12 protein-coding genes are annotated in these 16,481 nt (G+C 55.5%); 8 read left to right on the top strand and 4 right to left on the bottom strand.

Annotated features, from left to right (window positions below; translation table 11 throughout):
• Positions 1-1,718: catalase/peroxidase HPI (katG, locus tag J0A65_RS20040; protein WP_206596117.1), on the top strand; the 1,718-nt coding region annotated here is incomplete at its 5' end.
• 62 nt (positions 1,719-1,780) lie between these two features.
• Here the strand turns inward: katG and J0A65_RS20035 are convergent.
• Positions 1,781-2,674, bottom strand: a complete 894-nt coding sequence (locus J0A65_RS20035; RefSeq protein WP_206596116.1) for a LysR family transcriptional regulator — start codon at positions 2,672-2,674, stop codon at positions 1,781-1,783.
• Between the two features lie 95 nt (positions 2,675-2,769).
• Here J0A65_RS20035 and J0A65_RS20030 point away from each other — a divergent pair, with 95 nt between their 5' ends.
• Complete coding sequence (locus J0A65_RS20030) at positions 2,770-3,702, top strand: peptidyl-alpha-hydroxyglycine alpha-amidating lyase family protein (protein WP_206596115.1); 933 nt, start codon at positions 2,770-2,772, stop codon at positions 3,700-3,702.
• 88 nt (positions 3,703-3,790) lie between these two features.
• Here J0A65_RS20030 and cueR read toward each other — a convergent pair whose 3' ends face one another.
• Together cueR and J0A65_RS20020 are read right to left on the bottom strand one after the other, a co-directional pair.
• Positions 3,791-4,204 (bottom strand): Cu(I)-responsive transcriptional regulator, encoded by a 414-nt coding sequence (cueR, locus tag J0A65_RS20025; protein ID WP_206596114.1) that lies wholly within the window; start codon positions 4,202-4,204, stop codon positions 3,791-3,793.
• Positions 4,197-6,566 (bottom strand): heavy metal translocating P-type ATPase, encoded by a 2,370-nt coding sequence (locus J0A65_RS20020; protein ID WP_206596113.1) that lies wholly within the window; start codon positions 6,564-6,566, stop codon positions 4,197-4,199. Before J0A65_RS20020 ends, cueR begins: the two co-directional genes overlap by 8 nt.
• Positions 6,567-6,783: 217 nt before the next feature.
• Between J0A65_RS20020 and J0A65_RS20015 the strand changes: the two genes are divergently transcribed.
• The 5 genes from J0A65_RS20015 to J0A65_RS19995 all read left to right on the top strand — a co-directional run bounded on the left by J0A65_RS20015 (position 6,784) and on the right by J0A65_RS19995 (position 15,014).
• Positions 6,784-9,432 (top strand): TonB-dependent receptor plug domain-containing protein, encoded by a 2,649-nt coding sequence (locus J0A65_RS20015; protein ID WP_206596112.1) that lies wholly within the window; start codon positions 6,784-6,786, stop codon positions 9,430-9,432.
• A 165-nt stretch (positions 9,433-9,597) separates the two neighbouring features.
• Entirely contained in the window at positions 9,598-12,015 is a 2,418-nt protein-coding gene (locus J0A65_RS20010) for a TonB-dependent receptor plug domain-containing protein (RefSeq protein WP_206596111.1), read from the top strand.
• A gap of 126 nt (positions 12,016-12,141) precedes the next feature.
• The gene (locus tag J0A65_RS20005; protein ID WP_206596110.1) at positions 12,142-13,449 is read left to right on the top strand and encodes an aminotransferase class V-fold PLP-dependent enzyme; all 1,308 of its coding nucleotides are present in this window, start codon (positions 12,142-12,144) and stop codon (positions 13,447-13,449) included.
• Positions 13,424-13,993, top strand: coding sequence for an RNA polymerase sigma factor (locus J0A65_RS20000; protein WP_206596109.1), 570 nt, complete (start codon positions 13,424-13,426; stop codon positions 13,991-13,993). The genes J0A65_RS20005 and J0A65_RS20000 overlap by 26 nt, the downstream gene beginning before the upstream one ends.
• A complete protein-coding gene (locus J0A65_RS19995; RefSeq protein ID WP_206596108.1) occupies positions 13,980-15,014 on the top strand; it encodes a FecR family protein in 1,035 nt (344 codons plus the stop codon). The genes J0A65_RS20000 and J0A65_RS19995 overlap by 14 nt, the downstream gene beginning before the upstream one ends.
• Positions 15,015-15,059: 45 nt before the next feature.
• Here J0A65_RS19995 and J0A65_RS19990 read toward each other — a convergent pair whose 3' ends face one another.
• A complete protein-coding gene (locus tag J0A65_RS19990) occupies positions 15,060-16,214 on the bottom strand; it encodes a DmpA family aminopeptidase (protein WP_206596107.1) in 1,155 nt (384 codons plus the stop codon).
• Between the two features lie 80 nt (positions 16,215-16,294).
• On the opposite strand from J0A65_RS19990, the gene J0A65_RS19985 reads away from it, so the two are divergent.
• Positions 16,295-16,481, top strand: a 187-nt coding sequence (locus tag J0A65_RS19985; protein ID WP_206596106.1) for a hypothetical protein, incomplete at its 3' end; no start/stop codon positions are given.

Genomic DNA, 16,481 nt, shown 5'->3' with positions numbered 1-16,481 from the left:
TGGCGCTGGAGTCCATGGGCTTTAAAACCTTCGGTTTTGCCGGAGGCCGTGAAGACGACTGGGAAGCCGATATTGTTTACTGGGGTCCCGAGCAGAAATGGCTGGACGATAAGCGCTACCATGGCGATCGCAAGTTAGAAAAGCCGCTGGCAGCGGTGCAGATGGGCCTGATTTATGTCAATCCGGAAGGGCCTAATGGCAACCCCGACCCACTGCTGGCCGCCAAGGACATTCGCGAAACCTTTGGCCGCATGGCCATGAATGATGAAGAAACCGTGGCCCTGATAGCCGGAGGGCATACCTTTGGTAAAGCCCACGGTGCGCATAAACCGGAGGAATGCCTGGACGCGGAACCCGCCGCCGCAGGCCTTGAGGAACAGGGCTTCGGCTGGAAAAACAAATGCGGTAAAGGCAATGCCGAAGATACCATCACCAGCGGTCTGGAAGGCGCCTGGTCCGCCAACCCCATCGCCTGGACCAGCCAGTATCTGGATAACCTGTTTGCCTTTGAATGGGTAAAAAGCAAGAGCCCGGCCGGTGCCACCCAGTGGATCCCTAAAGATGGTCAGGGTCAGGGGCTAGTACCGGACGCCCATGACAAATCCAAACGCCACGCGCCGATTATGTTTACCACGGATCTTGCCCTGAAATTTGACCCGGCCTATCGCAAAATTGCCGAGCGTTTTCATAAAAACCCGGCCGAATATCAGCTAGCCTTTGCCAAGGCCTGGTTCAAGCTCACCCACAGGGATATGGGGCCAAAGGCCCGCTATCTGGGCAATGAAGTGCCAGCAGAAATGCTAATCTGGCAAGACCCACTGCCCAGCGCCGACTATGCCATGATAGACGACAGCGATGTGGCCAAACTCAAGACGGATATTCTGAAAACCAAGCTCAGTGTTGCCGATCTGGTCAGAACCGCCTGGGCTGCTGCCTCGTCATTCCGCGGTACCGACCTGCGCGGTGGCGCCAACGGCGGTCGCCTGCAACTAGCACCGCAAAAAGACTGGGCGGTAAACGACCCCAAAGAACTGGCCAAGGTACTGAAAAAGCTCGAAGGCGTGCAAAAGGACTTCAATCGCAAGCATAAAGGCGGCAAACAAGTGTCCATGGCCGACCTGATCTTACTGGGCGGGGCCGCCGCCATCGAACAGGCTGCCAAACAAGGCGGTTTTGAGATTAGCGTGCCCTTCAAACCCGGCCGGGTAGATGCCAGCCAAGCCCAGACCGACGCGGCCTCTTTTGCCGTATTGGAACCCAAGGCCGATGCGTTTAGAAACTACTACAGTGCGGACAATCGTCTGCCACCAACCGAAAGCTTGGTGGACAAGGCCAGCATGCTGAATCTGAGCGTACCGGAAATGACCGTACTGCTCGGTGGCATGCGAGTGCTAGGGGCCAACAGTGGCAACAGTCAGCACGGCGTGCTGACCGACAAGCCCGGGGTATTAAGTAACGACTTTTTTGTCAACCTGTTGGATATGTCCACGCAGTGGGCCAAATCAGCCAAAATGGAAGGTTTATACGAAGGCTCGGAGCGTAAAACCGGCAAGGCCCGCTGGACCGCCACCCCGGTTGATTTGATTTTCGGTTCCCACTCCGAGTTAAGAGCGGTAGCCGAAGTCTACGCCAGCGACGATGCCAAACAGCAGTTTGTACAGGATTTTGTCGATGCCTGGACAAAGGTCATGACATTGGATCGCTTTGATAGCCTCTAATTTGGACCTTTAACCTCAAGGCGGCCTGTGCGCCGCCTTTTTTCGCCGCTGTGGTTTATTCCCTATTCACCATAACGCTGCCGAAATGCTGTCACAAAGGCCTGCAACTTAACAGATTGCGCCAATTTGCCGTGATACACCGCATGCAGGCTCTGATGCCCCCAATTGGTCTGCGCCGCCACCTTAACCAACTTGCCATTCGCCAGCTCATCCGCCACCTGATATTCAAACAAGCGCGCCACCCCTCTACCAGCCAAACACAAGGTTTTCAGGCTGGCATAGCTGTTTACTCTGATACGGCTTTGAGTGGTGACCGTGCCAACCTCATCACCATTCTCATAGTCCCAGGCATCTAAAATACCTTGATGGTAAAAATGCAGGCAGGCATGCTCGGCCAACTGCGCTGGACTGCGGGGCGTTCCAGCCTGCTGCAGATAAGCCGGGGATGCCACCACCAGGCGCCTGACATTCAGCAACAACTGACTGGTCAGGCTGGAGTCTTCCAGTTGCCGACTGCTGCGAATAGCCATATCCACACTCTGGGAGGGCAGCCTGATCTGCTCGTTAGTGCAAAGCAGGTTGATCTGTAACTGCGGATACCGGATGGAAAAATCCACCAGCAAAGGCGTAATCAGTTGCTCCCCCACTGCTGGCGTAGCAGTGATATTCAGCGAGCCACTAAGTTGGTGATTCTGACCGCGCACTCTGTCCAGTAATTCTCCCAGTGACAGCAAATGCGTCATGCCTTCCTGATAAAGCAAGGTACCGGCATCGGTCAGTTGTAACGCCCGGGTAGAGCGATGCAGCAGACGGTTACCCAACAGGATTTCCAAACGCGCCAGCGCCTTGCTGATGGCTGGCGCTTGTACATCCAAACGCTCGGCCGCCGATGCCAAGCTACCGGCTTCCACCACAGTGCAGAACACCTTAAGTAAATAGGCAATATCTTTATCCATTCATTCCCACCAGGAAACATTTACTTTCCGATTGACATCTTAAACGGAAACTCAAACCACAGCACAATGAAGTTTCACTAACCGGAGATCCTAAGATGTGTTTTACCAAGACAAATATGCAAACCCTGGCGGCATTGCTGATCATATTAATAGCGTTTATAGCCGCACCGGGGCACGCTGGCATAGTGGATGCCAGTCGTACCGGCTTTGTGTCATTACAACTACCGGATAACTGGTATATGGGCGAGGTGGCCGGCCTGGAATTCCTGCCATCCGGTGATTTGGTGGTGTTTAATCGCGGCCTGCATCCTTTGCTGATTTTCAGCAAACAAGGGCAGTTCAAGCGTGAAATCGGCCAGGGACTGTTCCGTGTTCCCCATGGTCTGTTTGTCGACCCTCAGGGGGCCATCTGGACCACAGATCAGGAGACCCATCAGGTACTAAAGATGGATCAGCAAGGCCAAATCCTGCTGATCCTGGGCCGCAGAGACAGCCCCGGCAGCGGCTGGTTTGATAACGGCTACCAATTGAATCTGCTCAATGCGCCAAGTGATGTGGCACTGGACAGTCAGGGCAATATCTATGTAGCCGACGGCGGTAACTTTCGTATCGTCAAGTTCTCCCCAGAGGGCAATCTGCTTTCCAGTTGGGGCAGTAAAGGTGAGGCCACGGGACAGTTTAACTTCCCGCATTCGTTGCTGTTTGATGAACAAGATCAACTGTATGTCACGGACAGGCAGAATGGCCGCATCCAGATTTTCACCACCGACGGTCAGTTTATTAAACAGTGGCAGGATATTGGCTACCCCTATGAACTTGAACGTTTTGATGCCAACACCCTAATTTTAACCGACGCCAGAAGCGGCGAGATCAATAAAATCGGGCCGGACGGTCAGGTCTTGGAACGCTTTGGCCGTTGGGGCAAGGGGGCATCGGAGTTTGGTTTTCCCCACGGTCTGACGGTGGATAAACAGGGTGTGGTGTATGTGGGTGAACTACTTAACTGGCGTATCCAAACGTTTAAGTAGCCGGCCATCAAGGTTACACAAGCCAAATGGGTAGCAGACTCTCGATTCCTTAAGCCTCTGCTACCCGACCAGAATCCTGGGCAGATGCTCAAACCATGGATTCTGGTCCGGCCAGGGAGTCCAGAATGGCGCAATCCGGATTACTGTTACCGCAGCACTGATTAGCCAGCTTCTCCAGCACACCCTGGATCTGCTGCAACTCGGCAATCTTCTGCGCCACATCCTGCAGGTGTTTTTCAGCAATGTGCTTTACTTCCCGACTTTCCCTGCCTGGGTCACGCCATAAATTCAGCAGGGAGTGGATCTCTTCAAGCGAAAACCCCAGTTGCCGACCACGGCGGATAAAGTTTAACTGACGCAGTTGCTGTGTATTGTACAACCTATAACCAGCCTCGGTACGAGGAGGGGTGTCCAGCAGGCCGGACTGTTCGTAATGGCGGATCATTTTAGCCGACAGGCCACTGGCCTTTGCCGCTTCACCTATGGTCAGTAACTTAGTCATGCTTGTTTTCCCTCCAACGCTGCAATAGCAAGGCATTGCTGACCACCAACAAACTACTGCTGGCCATCGCCGCCCCGGCAATAATAGGGTTTAGGTACCCCAGTGCCGCGGCAGGAATGCCAATCACATTGAAAATAAAGGCCCAGAACAGGTTCTGACGAATTTTTTGATAGGTCTTACGCGCCAGTACCAGTGCAGTTGCCACCAGGTTTGGCTCTCCGCGCATTAAGGTCATGGCCGATGCGCTCACTGCCACTTCGGTGCCGGTCGCCATGGCCATGCCCAGATCAGCCTGAGCCAAAGCCGGAGCATCGTTGATACCATCCCCCACCATGGCCACTTTAAAGCCCTGCTGTTGATAACGTTTTACCCAGGCCGCTTTGTCCGCCGGCAATACTTCTGCTTCAACATTATCCAGCCCTAATTCAGTGGCAACCTGCTGCGCGCTGGCTTTACTGTCGCCGGTCAGCATCGCCACTTTCATGCCCTGACGCTGCAAACGCTGCACCGCACTTTTGCTGCTGGCTTTGATGGTGTCAGAAAAACACAGCAGCCCCATCAGTTCAGCACCATCATGCTTAACCACCGCCAGCCAGGAAATAGACGCCCCGGCCACACTGACCTTGTCCATAGGCAGCTCCAGTTTGTGCTCACGCATCCAGTGGCTACTACCCAGAAGCCAGGTCTGCCCGTGCATATCGCCGGTCACGCCTTTACCTGCCACCACTTTAAAGTTGTCTACCGCCAGGGTGCTGACATCCTGTTGCTGGGCTTTTTGCACCACGGCTTTGGCCAGCGGATGCTCACTGTTTTGTTGCAGCGAATACGCCAGTTGCAATAAATCCTGCTGACTATCGGTTAACGCCGTTAACTGACTGAGCTGCGGCTTGCCTTCAGTTAAGGTGCCGGTTTTATCAAACACCACTAAATCTATGCGCTGGGCCTGTTCTAACGCCCGAGCATCCTTAACCAAAACCCCCTGTTTGGCCGCCGTGCCAGTGCCTGCCATAATGGCCGCTGGAGTAGCTAAACCAAGCGCACAAGGGCAGGCAATCACCAACACTGCCACCGCGTTTAAGATGCCGGTCGTCCAGTCGCCAGCGCCCAGACCCCAGCCTAGTAGCGCCACCAGCGCCACCAACAGCACCACGGGCACAAACACCGCACTAATGCGGTCCACCAGGGCTTGCACCGGCGCCTTAGCCCCCTGCGCCTGCTCAACCAAGCGGATAATTTTGGCCAGGGTGGACTCAGCGCCGACTTTAGTAGCCACCAGCTCCAGCACCCCATCCAGATTCACCGAACCGCCAATGGCGTTATCGCCGACTTTTTTATGTTGCGGCACACTCTCGCCGCTGATCATGGACTCATCCACCTGGCTGTCGCCGGATTGAATCTCACCATCCACAGGAATACGCTCACCGGGTAGCACCTTGACCTTGTCACCGCTTTTTAAACTGGCGGCCGCCACCTGCTGCCAACTACCATTGCGCCATACACGCGCTTCGATGGGTTGCAGATTTTCCAAGGCTTTTAGCGCATCAGTGGTACGTCTTTTGGCTCGGCGTTCCAAATATTTACCCAGCAATACCAAGGTTAATACCGCGGCGCTGCTTTCAAAATACAGATGCGGCATGCCCTGACCGTCAAACACCGCCCACAGATACAACGACAAGCCATAGGCCGCCGAGGTGCCAATGGCCACCAGCAAGTCCATATTGCCGCTGCCGGCTTTTATGGCGCGCCAGCCCGCACTGTAGAAACGTGCCCCAAAGTAAAACTGTACCGGCGTGGCGAGTAGCCATTGCCAGAGTGGCGGCAACATCCAATCACTGCCAAACAACATACCTATCATGGGTAGCACCAGCGGCAAGGTTAATAAGCTTGACCCTATCACCGGCCAACTGTCGCGCTGGAAAAAACCCGGTTCGCTGGGTGCTTTGGCCTTGTCTGCGCTATCGGTATCCAGCAACTGATAACCTGTTTGCGCAACCGCCGCAAACAGCAGCGAGACATCCAACCCTGCCAGATGTTCGATGCTGACCTGCTCACTGGCCAGATTAACCCTGGCATCGACTACGCCAGATACCGCTTTTAATGCCTTTTCCACCGTCCCGGCACATGACGCGCAGCTCATGCCACCCACCCCAAACTGGCTAGTTTGGGTAGGTACCTTGTATCCGGCCGCACCTATGGCCGCGATCAAAGCAGCTGCATCAACATCGCCTTGCACTGTGGCGGTTTCGGCAGCCAGGTTAACCTGTGCCTGACTTACGCCGTCAACCTGCAGCAAGGCTTTTTCAATACGTCCCACACAGGACGCACAGCCCATACCGCTAATAGGTAACTGCATGTTTGCCATGTTTATCTCCAACACCAGCTTAGATAGCTTAAGGCTAAAGTTTAACCTTATGGGAAGGTCAAGGTTGTATTTTCATCTTACTGAAAAACATCCCGCCTTCTGTAAACAATCTGTCATGCTGCTGTCGCACCATAGCGCTTTGCCTTTTTCAGGTCAGAGTGAACTGGCCGCAACTGCAGGGCTTTTGATTATCGTGTTGAGTCGGCGATGGCAGCTTATGCTGTGCATACTGTGTTTGGTTACCCGAAGCGTTTTAGCGGCCACGCCGGATGCAACCGAACCCCCAGCCATTCGGGTAAACATCACCGCCGGTTCTGTTGAGCAAGCACTCAAACAAGTCTCCGAACTCTTCAATGCCAATATCCTTTACCCGGCTGGGCTGCTGTCGTCGCAGCAACACCTTGCTGTTAAGGGACATTACAGCTTCCGACAAGTCCTGACACTGTTACTGGTCGAACAGCCTGTGCAGGTGCAATGGCTGAATGCACAAAGCGTGATCCTGACTGCCAACGAGCAGAGCAGCAGCACGCAACCTGACAGCAACCTGCAGCAAAGCGCTCAGGCCATGGATGAATTGATAGTCACCGGCACCCGGGTGGCCGCCCGTACCCGTTATGATTCCATGTCGGCTATCGACATTCTGACCACCCCGGATGGCACCGGCGCAGAGGACTTGCTTAATACCCTGGCATTTTATCTGCCCAGCTTTACCGCCTTTCGTCTGCCACTCAGTGACGGCCGGATCTTTAACCGCTCCTTTGGCTTACGTGGCCTCAATTCAGACCACACCCTGATCCTGGTCAACGGCAAACGCCGACACCGCTCGGCCTTTGTGGAAACCGAAGACGGCCATCCTATTGATCTTTCGAAGATCCCCAGCCATGCAATAAAACGTATTGAAGTGATGCGTGATGGCGCCTCGGCCCAGTATGGCTCTGATGCTCTGGCCGGGGTAATCAATGTGATCCTGGAAGACGGCGAGCAAAGCGCCGGCTTTATGCAATACGGCCAGTATTTTCAGGGCGACGGCGTCACCTGGCGTGGTGGTATGCGTTTAGGCTGGCAAGACGACGAGGATTTTTCCATGCTGAGTCTGTCTGGCTATCGCAATACGCCCACATCCAGAGGCACGCAGCCGCAGGATGCCGTGCTATTTGCCCAGCAACATCCCGAGCTGAAGGTGCCCAACCCGGTGCAGCGCTGGGGGCTGCCGGAGCAAGAAGGGCTGCAACTGGCGTTCAATACCCAGCAGCAGGTCGGTGAGCAGTTCAGTGCCTTTGCCTTTGGCACTTTGGCGCAAACTTATGGCGTGTCGGATTTTAACTGGCGTAACCCGGATACCAATCTGGTTTATCAGCCCAGCAGCCTGTATCCGGACTTCAGCCTATTGGATATCTACCCTGTGGGCTTTACCCCCAGATTTGGCCAGCGTGAGTCGGATATTGCCTTGCATACCGGTATCCGTTCATTCCCCGGCGCACACCCACAGGCAGAGCTAAGCCTGGGCTTTGGCCAAAACCGTATCCGCTACTTTTTAAATAACAGCATCAATGCCTCGTTGGGCCCACATAGCCCCACGGCTTTTCATCCCGGCGACTTAACTCAGCAGGAAGTTACCCTGGACGCCAGCATCAACCAGCAAACCCGCTGGTCGGCAAAGCAGCTACCCATCAACCTGGCCACTGGCCTGCAATTTCGCAGCGAGCGTTATCGGGTACAGGCCGGCGATCCAGCCTCTTTTGCGGTGGGCCCGGCGGCTATTGAAGGTCTGCCCTCGGGTGCCAATGGCTTTCCCGGTTATTCGCCGCTACAGGCCGGTAGTTTCACCCAGCAAGGGTTGTCGGCCTATGCCGATATGGATATCACCTTAAGCGAGTCGCTGCGCCTTAACCTTGCCGCCCGCTATGAAAGCTATTCGCTGTTTTCGTCCATGCTGCGCGGCAAACTGGCCCTGTGGTACGAACTTGCTCCTGGTATTATGCTGCGTACCACCTTGTCTAATGGCTTTCGCGCCCCTACCGCCGGGCAGGTGTTTAGTGAGCGCACCTCGCAATCTCTGAACAGCAGCTTTGATGCCATCACCACCAGTGGCCGCTTTTCGCCAAATGGTGCGGTGGCCGAGGTGCTCACCGAGCGCCCCGAGGTGAATATTCGCCCCTTGCGGGCCGAGAAGTCCGTCAATATCAGTGCCGGTATGGGCTTCAGTTTACCCGGCCAGTTTGATCTGACCCTGGATTTGTACCGCATTGATCTGAGCGAAAGATTTGGTCTGTCTCCCACTTACAGTCTGACCCGCGACGAGCAACAGCGCCTGGCAGCGCTAAGCCCCCATCACAACTATCAGGTGGCCAATGTGCGCTTCTTTCAAAACATCTTTGATACCCGAACCAGCGGTCTGGATCTGGTGCTAACCCGCAGCAGCCTGCTTGGCAGCGGCCAGTTGTTGGTTTCGGCGGCCTATAACTACAACCGCACACAAGTGACAGGCGGCGAATTGATGGATAACCAGATTCGCCGTACCCAGCAGGAACAAGGCGTACCCCAGCACCGGGCCAGCTTGTCGGCCAGCTATCTGAGCGGCCCTTGGGAGTGGCGGGCGGGCTGGCGCTATATCGGCAGTTGGCAAGACCAGGCCATCAGCGATTCTGAGCAGTTCCAGCAGTTTTCGCCCTTGCAGCTGTTTGACCTGTCACTGACCTATTTAGTCGATGCAGCACTGAGCGTGAAATTCGGCATTGAAAACCTGTTTGACACTTACCCCGACGAAGCCAGTCTGCAATCCAACCGTGGGCTGCGTTATTCACGTAATTCCCCCTACGACACCGATGGGGGCCAGTGGTATCTGCGCACCAACTTTGCTTTTTAATCAACATGTTAGATAGAGACTAGGGCGATTTTTATATGAAACTTTTATGAACATTGCCTATCCGCCAACAGATGTCTGACACCGCTGCGTCTTTACCCAGGAAGCCCTTGCACAAGGCAATGGGCGGCAACGCAATAAACTGAGCCACACACACTGGGAAACACCATGAAACACCTGAATAAAACCGCCACCTATGGCTGCCTTATCCTGGCGTCCAGCTCCACCCTGGCCCTGTCTGCCCACGCGCAAGAGGTAGCAGGCGCAGCCCCCGGTAATCTGGAAAGCATTATTGTGACCGGCACCCGTCAGGCCAACCGTACCGTATTCGACTCCATGGCCCCGATTGATTTGATTGACGCTTCCGCCATTGACAGCACCACCTCGGAAGATTTGCTCGACAGCGTGGCGCAAATCGTGCCGTCTTTTAAGGTACAGCGATTACCTATGGCCGACGGTCAGGTGTTTGTGCGCCCGGCATCCTTACGTGGCTTATCTGCCGACCATACGCTGGTACTGGTTAATGGCAAACGCCTGCACCGCGCCGCCCTGCTGGGCAGCAACGGCGCCCAATCGGCTGACCTGGCGTCTATTCCTTCCTACGCCATTAAGCGCATTGAAGTGCTGCGCGACGGTGCTTCCGCACAATATGGCTCAGACGCCATTGCAGGGGTAATTAACATTATTCTGGATGACAAGGCCGGGTATCAGGCCTTCAGCCAGTTTTCCCAATATTTTGAAGGGGACGGTACCGCCTACCGCGCCGGGGTACAGGGCGGATGGGATCTGAATAACCGCGGTTACCTGGCCACCACCTTTGAATACTATGATGCCGAGCGCACTGCCCGTTCCCGTCAGCGCCCGGATGCCGAGGCCTATCAGGCCGCTCACCCGGAAGTGACCTTACGTAACCCGGTACAGGATTGGGGCCAGCCAGACCGCGACGCCGTGCGTTTTGCCCTGAATTCCCAATACAGCCTGACCGACAACACCGATGCCTACCTGTTTGGTACTTACAACGAAGGCAGCGGTATGAGCGATTTTAACTGGCGTAATCCAGACTCAGCGGTATTCAATAAAAGCGAAACCTACCCGAATTTTGACCTAAAAGATCTGTATCCAGCCGGTTTCGCCCCGCATTTTGGTCAGGATGACCGTGATTTATCCCTGTATGTGGGTGTAAAGGGCATTGTTGGCCAACTTAGCTGGGACGCCTCCGTCAGCCAGGGCAATAATAAAATCGACTATCAGTTAAACAACACCATCAACGCCTCGCTCGGCTCTGACAGCCCCACGAATTTTTATGCCGGTAGCCTGGAGCAGGACGAATTTACCGCCAACCTGGATGCCAGCTATCTGTTGCAAAATGACTGGTTTGCCGACGATCTGAATATTGCCTTTGGTGCCGAGTACCGCGAAGAAACCTACAAGGTATCGCCGGGTGACGAAGCTTCTTATCTGGTTGGCCCCGCCGCCAAAGAAGGCTTACCGTCAGGCTCTAACGGCTTTTTCGGTTTCAGCCCGGCCCAGTCTGGTGAGTTTGATCAGGACAGCGTGGCCTTGTATGTGGATCTGGAAACCATGCTGAGCAGCGCCTGGACTATTGGTCTGGCCGCTCGTTACGAAGACTTCTCCGAATTCGGCGATACCCAGAACGGCAAGATTTCCACCCGTTATGCCTTATCAGACAATGCCGCCTTGCGTGCCACTTACTCCACGGGGTTTCGTGCCCCAACCCCAGGCCAACTTTACAGTGAGCGGGTGTCGCAAGGCTTAGATACCAATACCCTGGAAGTCTTTACCCGTGGACGTTACAGCCCGCAGGGCGAGATTGCGCAGATTATTAATGCGCGCAGCGACGCCAACATTGCCTCACTGACCCCGGAAGAGTCCAATAACCTGTCACTGGGCTTTACCTATCAGGATGCCAGCGGCCTGAACGCCAGTATCGACTTCTACCGTATCAGCATCTCGGACCGTTTCGGCACGTCCACCACCTTCAACCTGACCGCTGAAGAGCGTGCCAAGCTTATCGCTTTGGGAGTCACAGGAGCCGAGAGCATCACCAGTGTGAACTTCTTCCAGAATGACTACGACACCAAAACCACAGGTGTGGACCTGGTACTGAGCCGTAAGTTTGAACTGGGCGAAGGCAACCTGAATCTGGTGGCTGCTTACAACTACAACAAAACCGAAGTAACAGGCGGCGATATCAGCCGCAATGAAACCCAGCGCATTCTGTTGGAAGAAAGACTGCCCAAGCAGGCCGGTAACCTCAGCGCCAGTTATAGCTGGGCAGACATCACCTTGAATGCCAAGCTGCGTTACTACGGTAGCTGGAAAGACAGCTCCGGCAATGCCGACGGCGATATTTTCCAGCAGTTCGGTGCCGAAACCTTCTTTGATATCGGTTTGAACTACGACATCACGCCCGCCATTGCCCTGAGCCTGAACGTGGAAAACCTGTTCGACAACTACCCAGAAGAGGCCACCTTCCAGGCCAACCGTGGCTTGATTTACTCGCGTAATGCGCCGTATGACTCAGACGGCGGCAACTATTCACTGCGTGTGGATATGAAGTTCTAAACCCAGGCATGGTCACAAAACTGTGACCTTATCTGGCTAGAGTACCCGCCTGTCCGGCCCAAGCGCCAGACAGGCTGATTAGCCCGGCCCTGACCGGGCATTATGTTGTAAGCAAGAGGTATTATCATGAGCAGCTTTACCCGGCGTCAGTTTCTTACCACCAGCCTGGCATCGGCCGCCGCCGGTTCACTTTTGGCCTCCCCGGCCAGCTGGTCAGCGCCACTGCCAAGCTCTGCACAATCGCCGCTGGCACAAGCCCAGGACGAAGCTTATTGGGCACAAGTTGCCAGCCAGTATGATGTGCGCCCCGGCATTATCAATGTGGAAAACGGCAACTGGGGCATTATGGCAAGGCCAGTAATGCAGGCCTATTTCAAACATACCGAGCGGGTTAATCGCGACAACTCCTATTTCTCCCGCCGCCAATATTGGCCGCTGTTAAAAGACATAGTCGCCAGCGTGGCCGACCGCCTGGGTGCCAACCCCGAGGAAATCGGCTTAACCCGCGGTGCCACCGAAGCCCTGCAAAATCTGATTGGCGGCTTCAACGGCTTAACAAATGGCGATGCGCTGATGTACGCCGACCTGGATTATGCCGCCATGCAGGATGCCATGCGCACTAAGGCCGCCCAGTGCGGCGCCGAGGTAATCGAGCTGGCCATACCCGAACCGGCTGATCATCAGGGGCTGATAGCCTTTTATCAGGCAGCTTTTGCCCGCCACCCTAATTGCAAACTGCTGCTGCTTACCCATATCAGCCACCGCACCGGGCTGGTGATGCCGGTAAAAGAAATCACCGCCGCCGCACGGGAGCGTGGTATCGCAGTGATTGTGGATGCCGCCCATTCCTGGGGGCAGATGGACTTTGGCGTAGCAGACCTTGGCGCTGATTTTATCGGCTTTAACCTGCACAAATGGATGGGCGCGCCGCTAGGGGTTGGCGTGATGTATATCCGCCAGGGCAGGCTCGGGCAGATTGCCGCCAATATGTCGGCCTCGCCGGGTCAGGAGCAGAGTATCTGGGGTAAATTTCACTCCGGCACCAGTAACTTTGCCGCCTTTCTTAGCGTGCCAGATGCCTTTGCCTTTCATGACCAGATAGGCGCTAAGGCCAAAGCCGCACGGCTGCAATACTTACGCAATCTGTGGGTTAATGAGGTACGCCAGCTAGACGGCATTGATATTCTCACCCCGCAAGACCCGCATCTGCATGCCGGTATTACCTCGTTCCGTATTAAGGGCCACACCAGCAGCGCACAAAACCGCGCCATTGCCGAATATCTGCTGGCCGAACATCAGGTGTTTTGCGTACACCGCGATGGTATTCATAACGGCAGCTGTGTGCGTATTACCCCGAGCCTGTATAACAGCGCCGAAGATCTGAAACTTACTGCCAAGGCCATTGCCCATGCCGTCAGCCGATTTGCTGCTTAATGGCACAGCGCTGACCGGGCCCGGCACAGCAGCTGGCACTAAGCACTATCTTGAGCGCCTCTATCAGAGCCATGCCGCGGCGCTGCTGCGCTACGCCTGTAGCAAAGGCGCTTCCCAGCACGACGCCGAAGAGCTGGTGCAGGAGCTGTTTATTCGCCTGTCCCACTACGACAACTTGCCGCAACTGCACAATGAAATGGCCTTTTTACGTACAGTGGTGGTTAACCTGCTGCGTGACCGCCACCGGCGTAACCAGCACGCCCCCCAGTGGGTGGAATATGACGAGCTAAACCATGAGCAGCACAGCCTGGTGCCAGAGCCGGAGGCTCAGCTTAGTCAGCAACAGGCCGTGGCCCAGGCCGAAGCTGACTTGGCCCAATTGCCTGCCCTGACCCGGCGGATATTTTTACTTAACCGAATCCAGAGCCTGTCCTACGAGGACATTGCCACCCAACTGAACATCGGCGTGATGGTGGTCAGACGGCATTTGCGTGACGCTCTGATGCATTTGACCCAGAGGCGTATGCAACGTGAACAGCAGTAACCAAGGCAATAGCCATCAAAACAGGGTTATCGACCCACAGATCCTGGCCGAGGCCTGCGACTGGCTGCTGGATATTGAAGCCAGCCCCGCCATACTGACCTCCGCCAAATTTGAAGCCTGGCTGCGCGCCCATCCCGAGCATGTGCGGGCCTTTAACCATGCAGCCAATACCTGGCAGTTAGGCAGTTTGTTAAGTACAGAGGCAAACAGCCTGGGCCAGCCAATCGTGCCGCCGTCGCCCCAGGTGATTCCAATAGCGCAGCGGCGCCCGGCCAAAAGCCTGAGCAAAGTACTGACCGCCCTGGCCGCTACGGTGTGCCTGTTGGTGTTCAGCCTGTCGCTGCTGCCAACCAAGCCAGCATCAAACAATATGCTGGCCTACCAAACCCAACAAGGCGAGATTCAACAGCTGCAGCTTAGCGATAGCAGTGCACTCTATCTGGACAGCGGCAGCCGGGTACGGGTGCAGATGCAGGAACACCGCCGTGAAGTGGAACTGATCCAGGGCCGGATCTTCAGCCAGGTGGCGCATGAGCCCAGGGAGTTTGTGGTGATGGTAAATCAGAGTACCGAGTTTGTGGCACTGGGCACCGCCTACTCGGTGGAAAAGCTGGCCAGCGCCTGGACGCTAGAAGTTTTTGAGGGTGTGGTTGGGGTGCGCGGTGGAGCGCTCAGCGGCACCGCGCCGGTGCATGCCGGGTGGGGCCTGAAATTTCAGGACAATAAACTCAGCCGCTATCGCCTGCCCCCCGGTTTACAGGCCGGTCAACCGGACTGGAGCAGCCATCGTATCCAGTTTGATGCTACCCGGCTTGAGCAGGCCATCCGCCAGATCAACCGCTACAGCCCGCAGCCGCTGGTGCTAGAGGATAAAGACCTGGCCGGGTTTGCCATCTCCGGGGTGTTTAACCTGCAGGATGTGGAGGACTTTGTGCAGAGCGTGGAAGGGTTGACCCAAACCCGCAGCGTGAAAACCCCTGAGGGGATTTTATTGGGTTTGCCACGGGGGGCTGATGATTAATCTTTCCCGCTGCTACGCATCCAGCCGAAACCGCTGGCGACATCTTTAATTAGATGTCGTGAGCAGGGCTTTTAGTTGCTCTAGCGGCAGGGCTTTTACACAGTTGGCCTTACCTGTATCACTGCGGGTACCGCAGGTGTCGGTAGCTTTTAGCATAGAGTTATAAATCGCTTCTTCGCTGGCCTCGATAACCGCCTGGAACAGGGGCGACATACTGCCGTTAGGCACAGACTCGGTGCTGGATACCTCACCGCGGCGCTCAGCGGTGCGACGCACTGACGCGGCGGTGGAGAAGCTCAGCACATAATCCCCCGAGCCATTGGTAAAAGACGCGCCGGTGCGGGCTAGGCCAGCCACCGCCCGCTTGGCTAAACGGGTCAGATTGCGATCCGACAAAGGCGCATCGGTGGCCACAATCAGCATAATGGAGCCGTCGGCTACCTCAGAGTCCAGAGCATCTTTCAGATAATACTGGCCAAGCGCCTCACCCACCGGCTGACCGGCGATCTGCAATACCCCGCCGTAGTTAGACTGCACCAGCACCCCTACGGTATAGCCGCCCAGTTTGGCTGGCAGCACACGGGAACTGGTGCCAATACCGCCTTTCCAGCCAAAAGCCACCGTGCCGGTGCCGGCCCCCACCGCCCCTTCGGCCACCGGCCCACTGCTGGCACTTGTTATGGCTTTCAGACCATGTTCGGCCTTAAGGGCACGCTTGCGAATATCATTTAAGCGGCTGTCGTTGGTTTCCCCCACCACCGCATTCACCGACACCACCTGTTCATTGCCTGGTTGCTTTAAAGTCCAGCCAATAATGGCCTCGGCGGCCTGTGGCACCGACAGGGTATTGGTGAGCAGAATCGGGGTTTCAATCTCCCCCAGTTCTTGTATTTGTGAAATGCCGGTCAGCTTGCCATAGCCATTGGCCACATACAGCCCAGCGGGCACTTTGTCCTGATAAAGGTTACCGCCATGGGGCAAAATCGCTGTGACGCCGGTACGCACATCCTGCCCGTTCACCAAAGTCACCTGCCCAACCAGCACCCCTTGCACATCGGTAATGGCATTATGCTGGCCGGTTTTTAGAATGCCTGGCGCTATGCCTAAATCCCGGCTACGGGGTTTTGCATCATCGGCCAGCGCCTGCGCTGCCACCAACAAACCGCTCACCAATAAAGTCAAAGCCGCTTTATTCCACATAAACGCCTCCTGTAGTTGTGGATTCACGCTAATGGAGGTGGGGAGTGGATGCAAGAGGGAATCGGTAAGGGAATTCTGAGATGCGTTTTGCCGCCTCGCTGCAATCCAACCTACTGCTGTCGGTTTTGCTATCCCTGCTAGATATGACACGCATATATGGACCCACTCCGCTTGCAAGACCTTTGATCACTGATGTGAGAGAAAATCATTGCTCTCATATATCCGGCCTGTTGATGGAAGATTTTTGCTTCCTGGCCCCGATGGTTA

Origin of the sequence: Bowmanella yangjiangensis (genome assembly GCF_017255015.1) — a bacterium.
GTDB classification, from domain to species: Bacteria; Pseudomonadota; Gammaproteobacteria; order Enterobacterales; family Alteromonadaceae; genus Bowmanella; species Bowmanella yangjiangensis.
Note: the sequence above shows the minus strand (reverse complement) of the source record. Positions and strands in the feature narration are given on the sequence as shown.

Bases quoted from the DNA above. Each gene is read 5' to 3' on its own strand.
- J0A65_RS20000 (WP_206596109.1), top strand. From the start codon at position 13,424: ATGCCGTCAGCCGATTTGCTGCTTAATGGCACAGCGCTGACCGGGCCC.
- cueR (WP_206596114.1), bottom strand. From the start codon at position 4,204: ATGACTAAGTTACTGACCATAGGTGAAGCGGCAAAGGCCAGTGGCCTG.
- J0A65_RS20030 (WP_206596115.1), top strand. From the start codon at position 2,770: ATGTGTTTTACCAAGACAAATATGCAAACCCTGGCGGCATTGCTGATC.
- J0A65_RS20015 (WP_206596112.1), top strand. From the start codon at position 6,784: ATGCTGTGCATACTGTGTTTGGTTACCCGAAGCGTTTTAGCGGCCACG.
- J0A65_RS20005 (WP_206596110.1), top strand. From the start codon at position 12,142: ATGAGCAGCTTTACCCGGCGTCAGTTTCTTACCACCAGCCTGGCATCG.
- J0A65_RS20035 (WP_206596116.1), bottom strand. From the start codon at position 2,674: ATGGATAAAGATATTGCCTATTTACTTAAGGTGTTCTGCACTGTGGTG.
- J0A65_RS20020 (WP_206596113.1), bottom strand. From the start codon at position 6,566: ATGGCAAACATGCAGTTACCTATTAGCGGTATGGGCTGTGCGTCCTGT.
- J0A65_RS20010 (WP_206596111.1), top strand. From the start codon at position 9,598: ATGAAACACCTGAATAAAACCGCCACCTATGGCTGCCTTATCCTGGCG.
- J0A65_RS19990 (WP_206596107.1), bottom strand. From the start codon at position 16,214: ATGTGGAATAAAGCGGCTTTGACTTTATTGGTGAGCGGTTTGTTGGTG.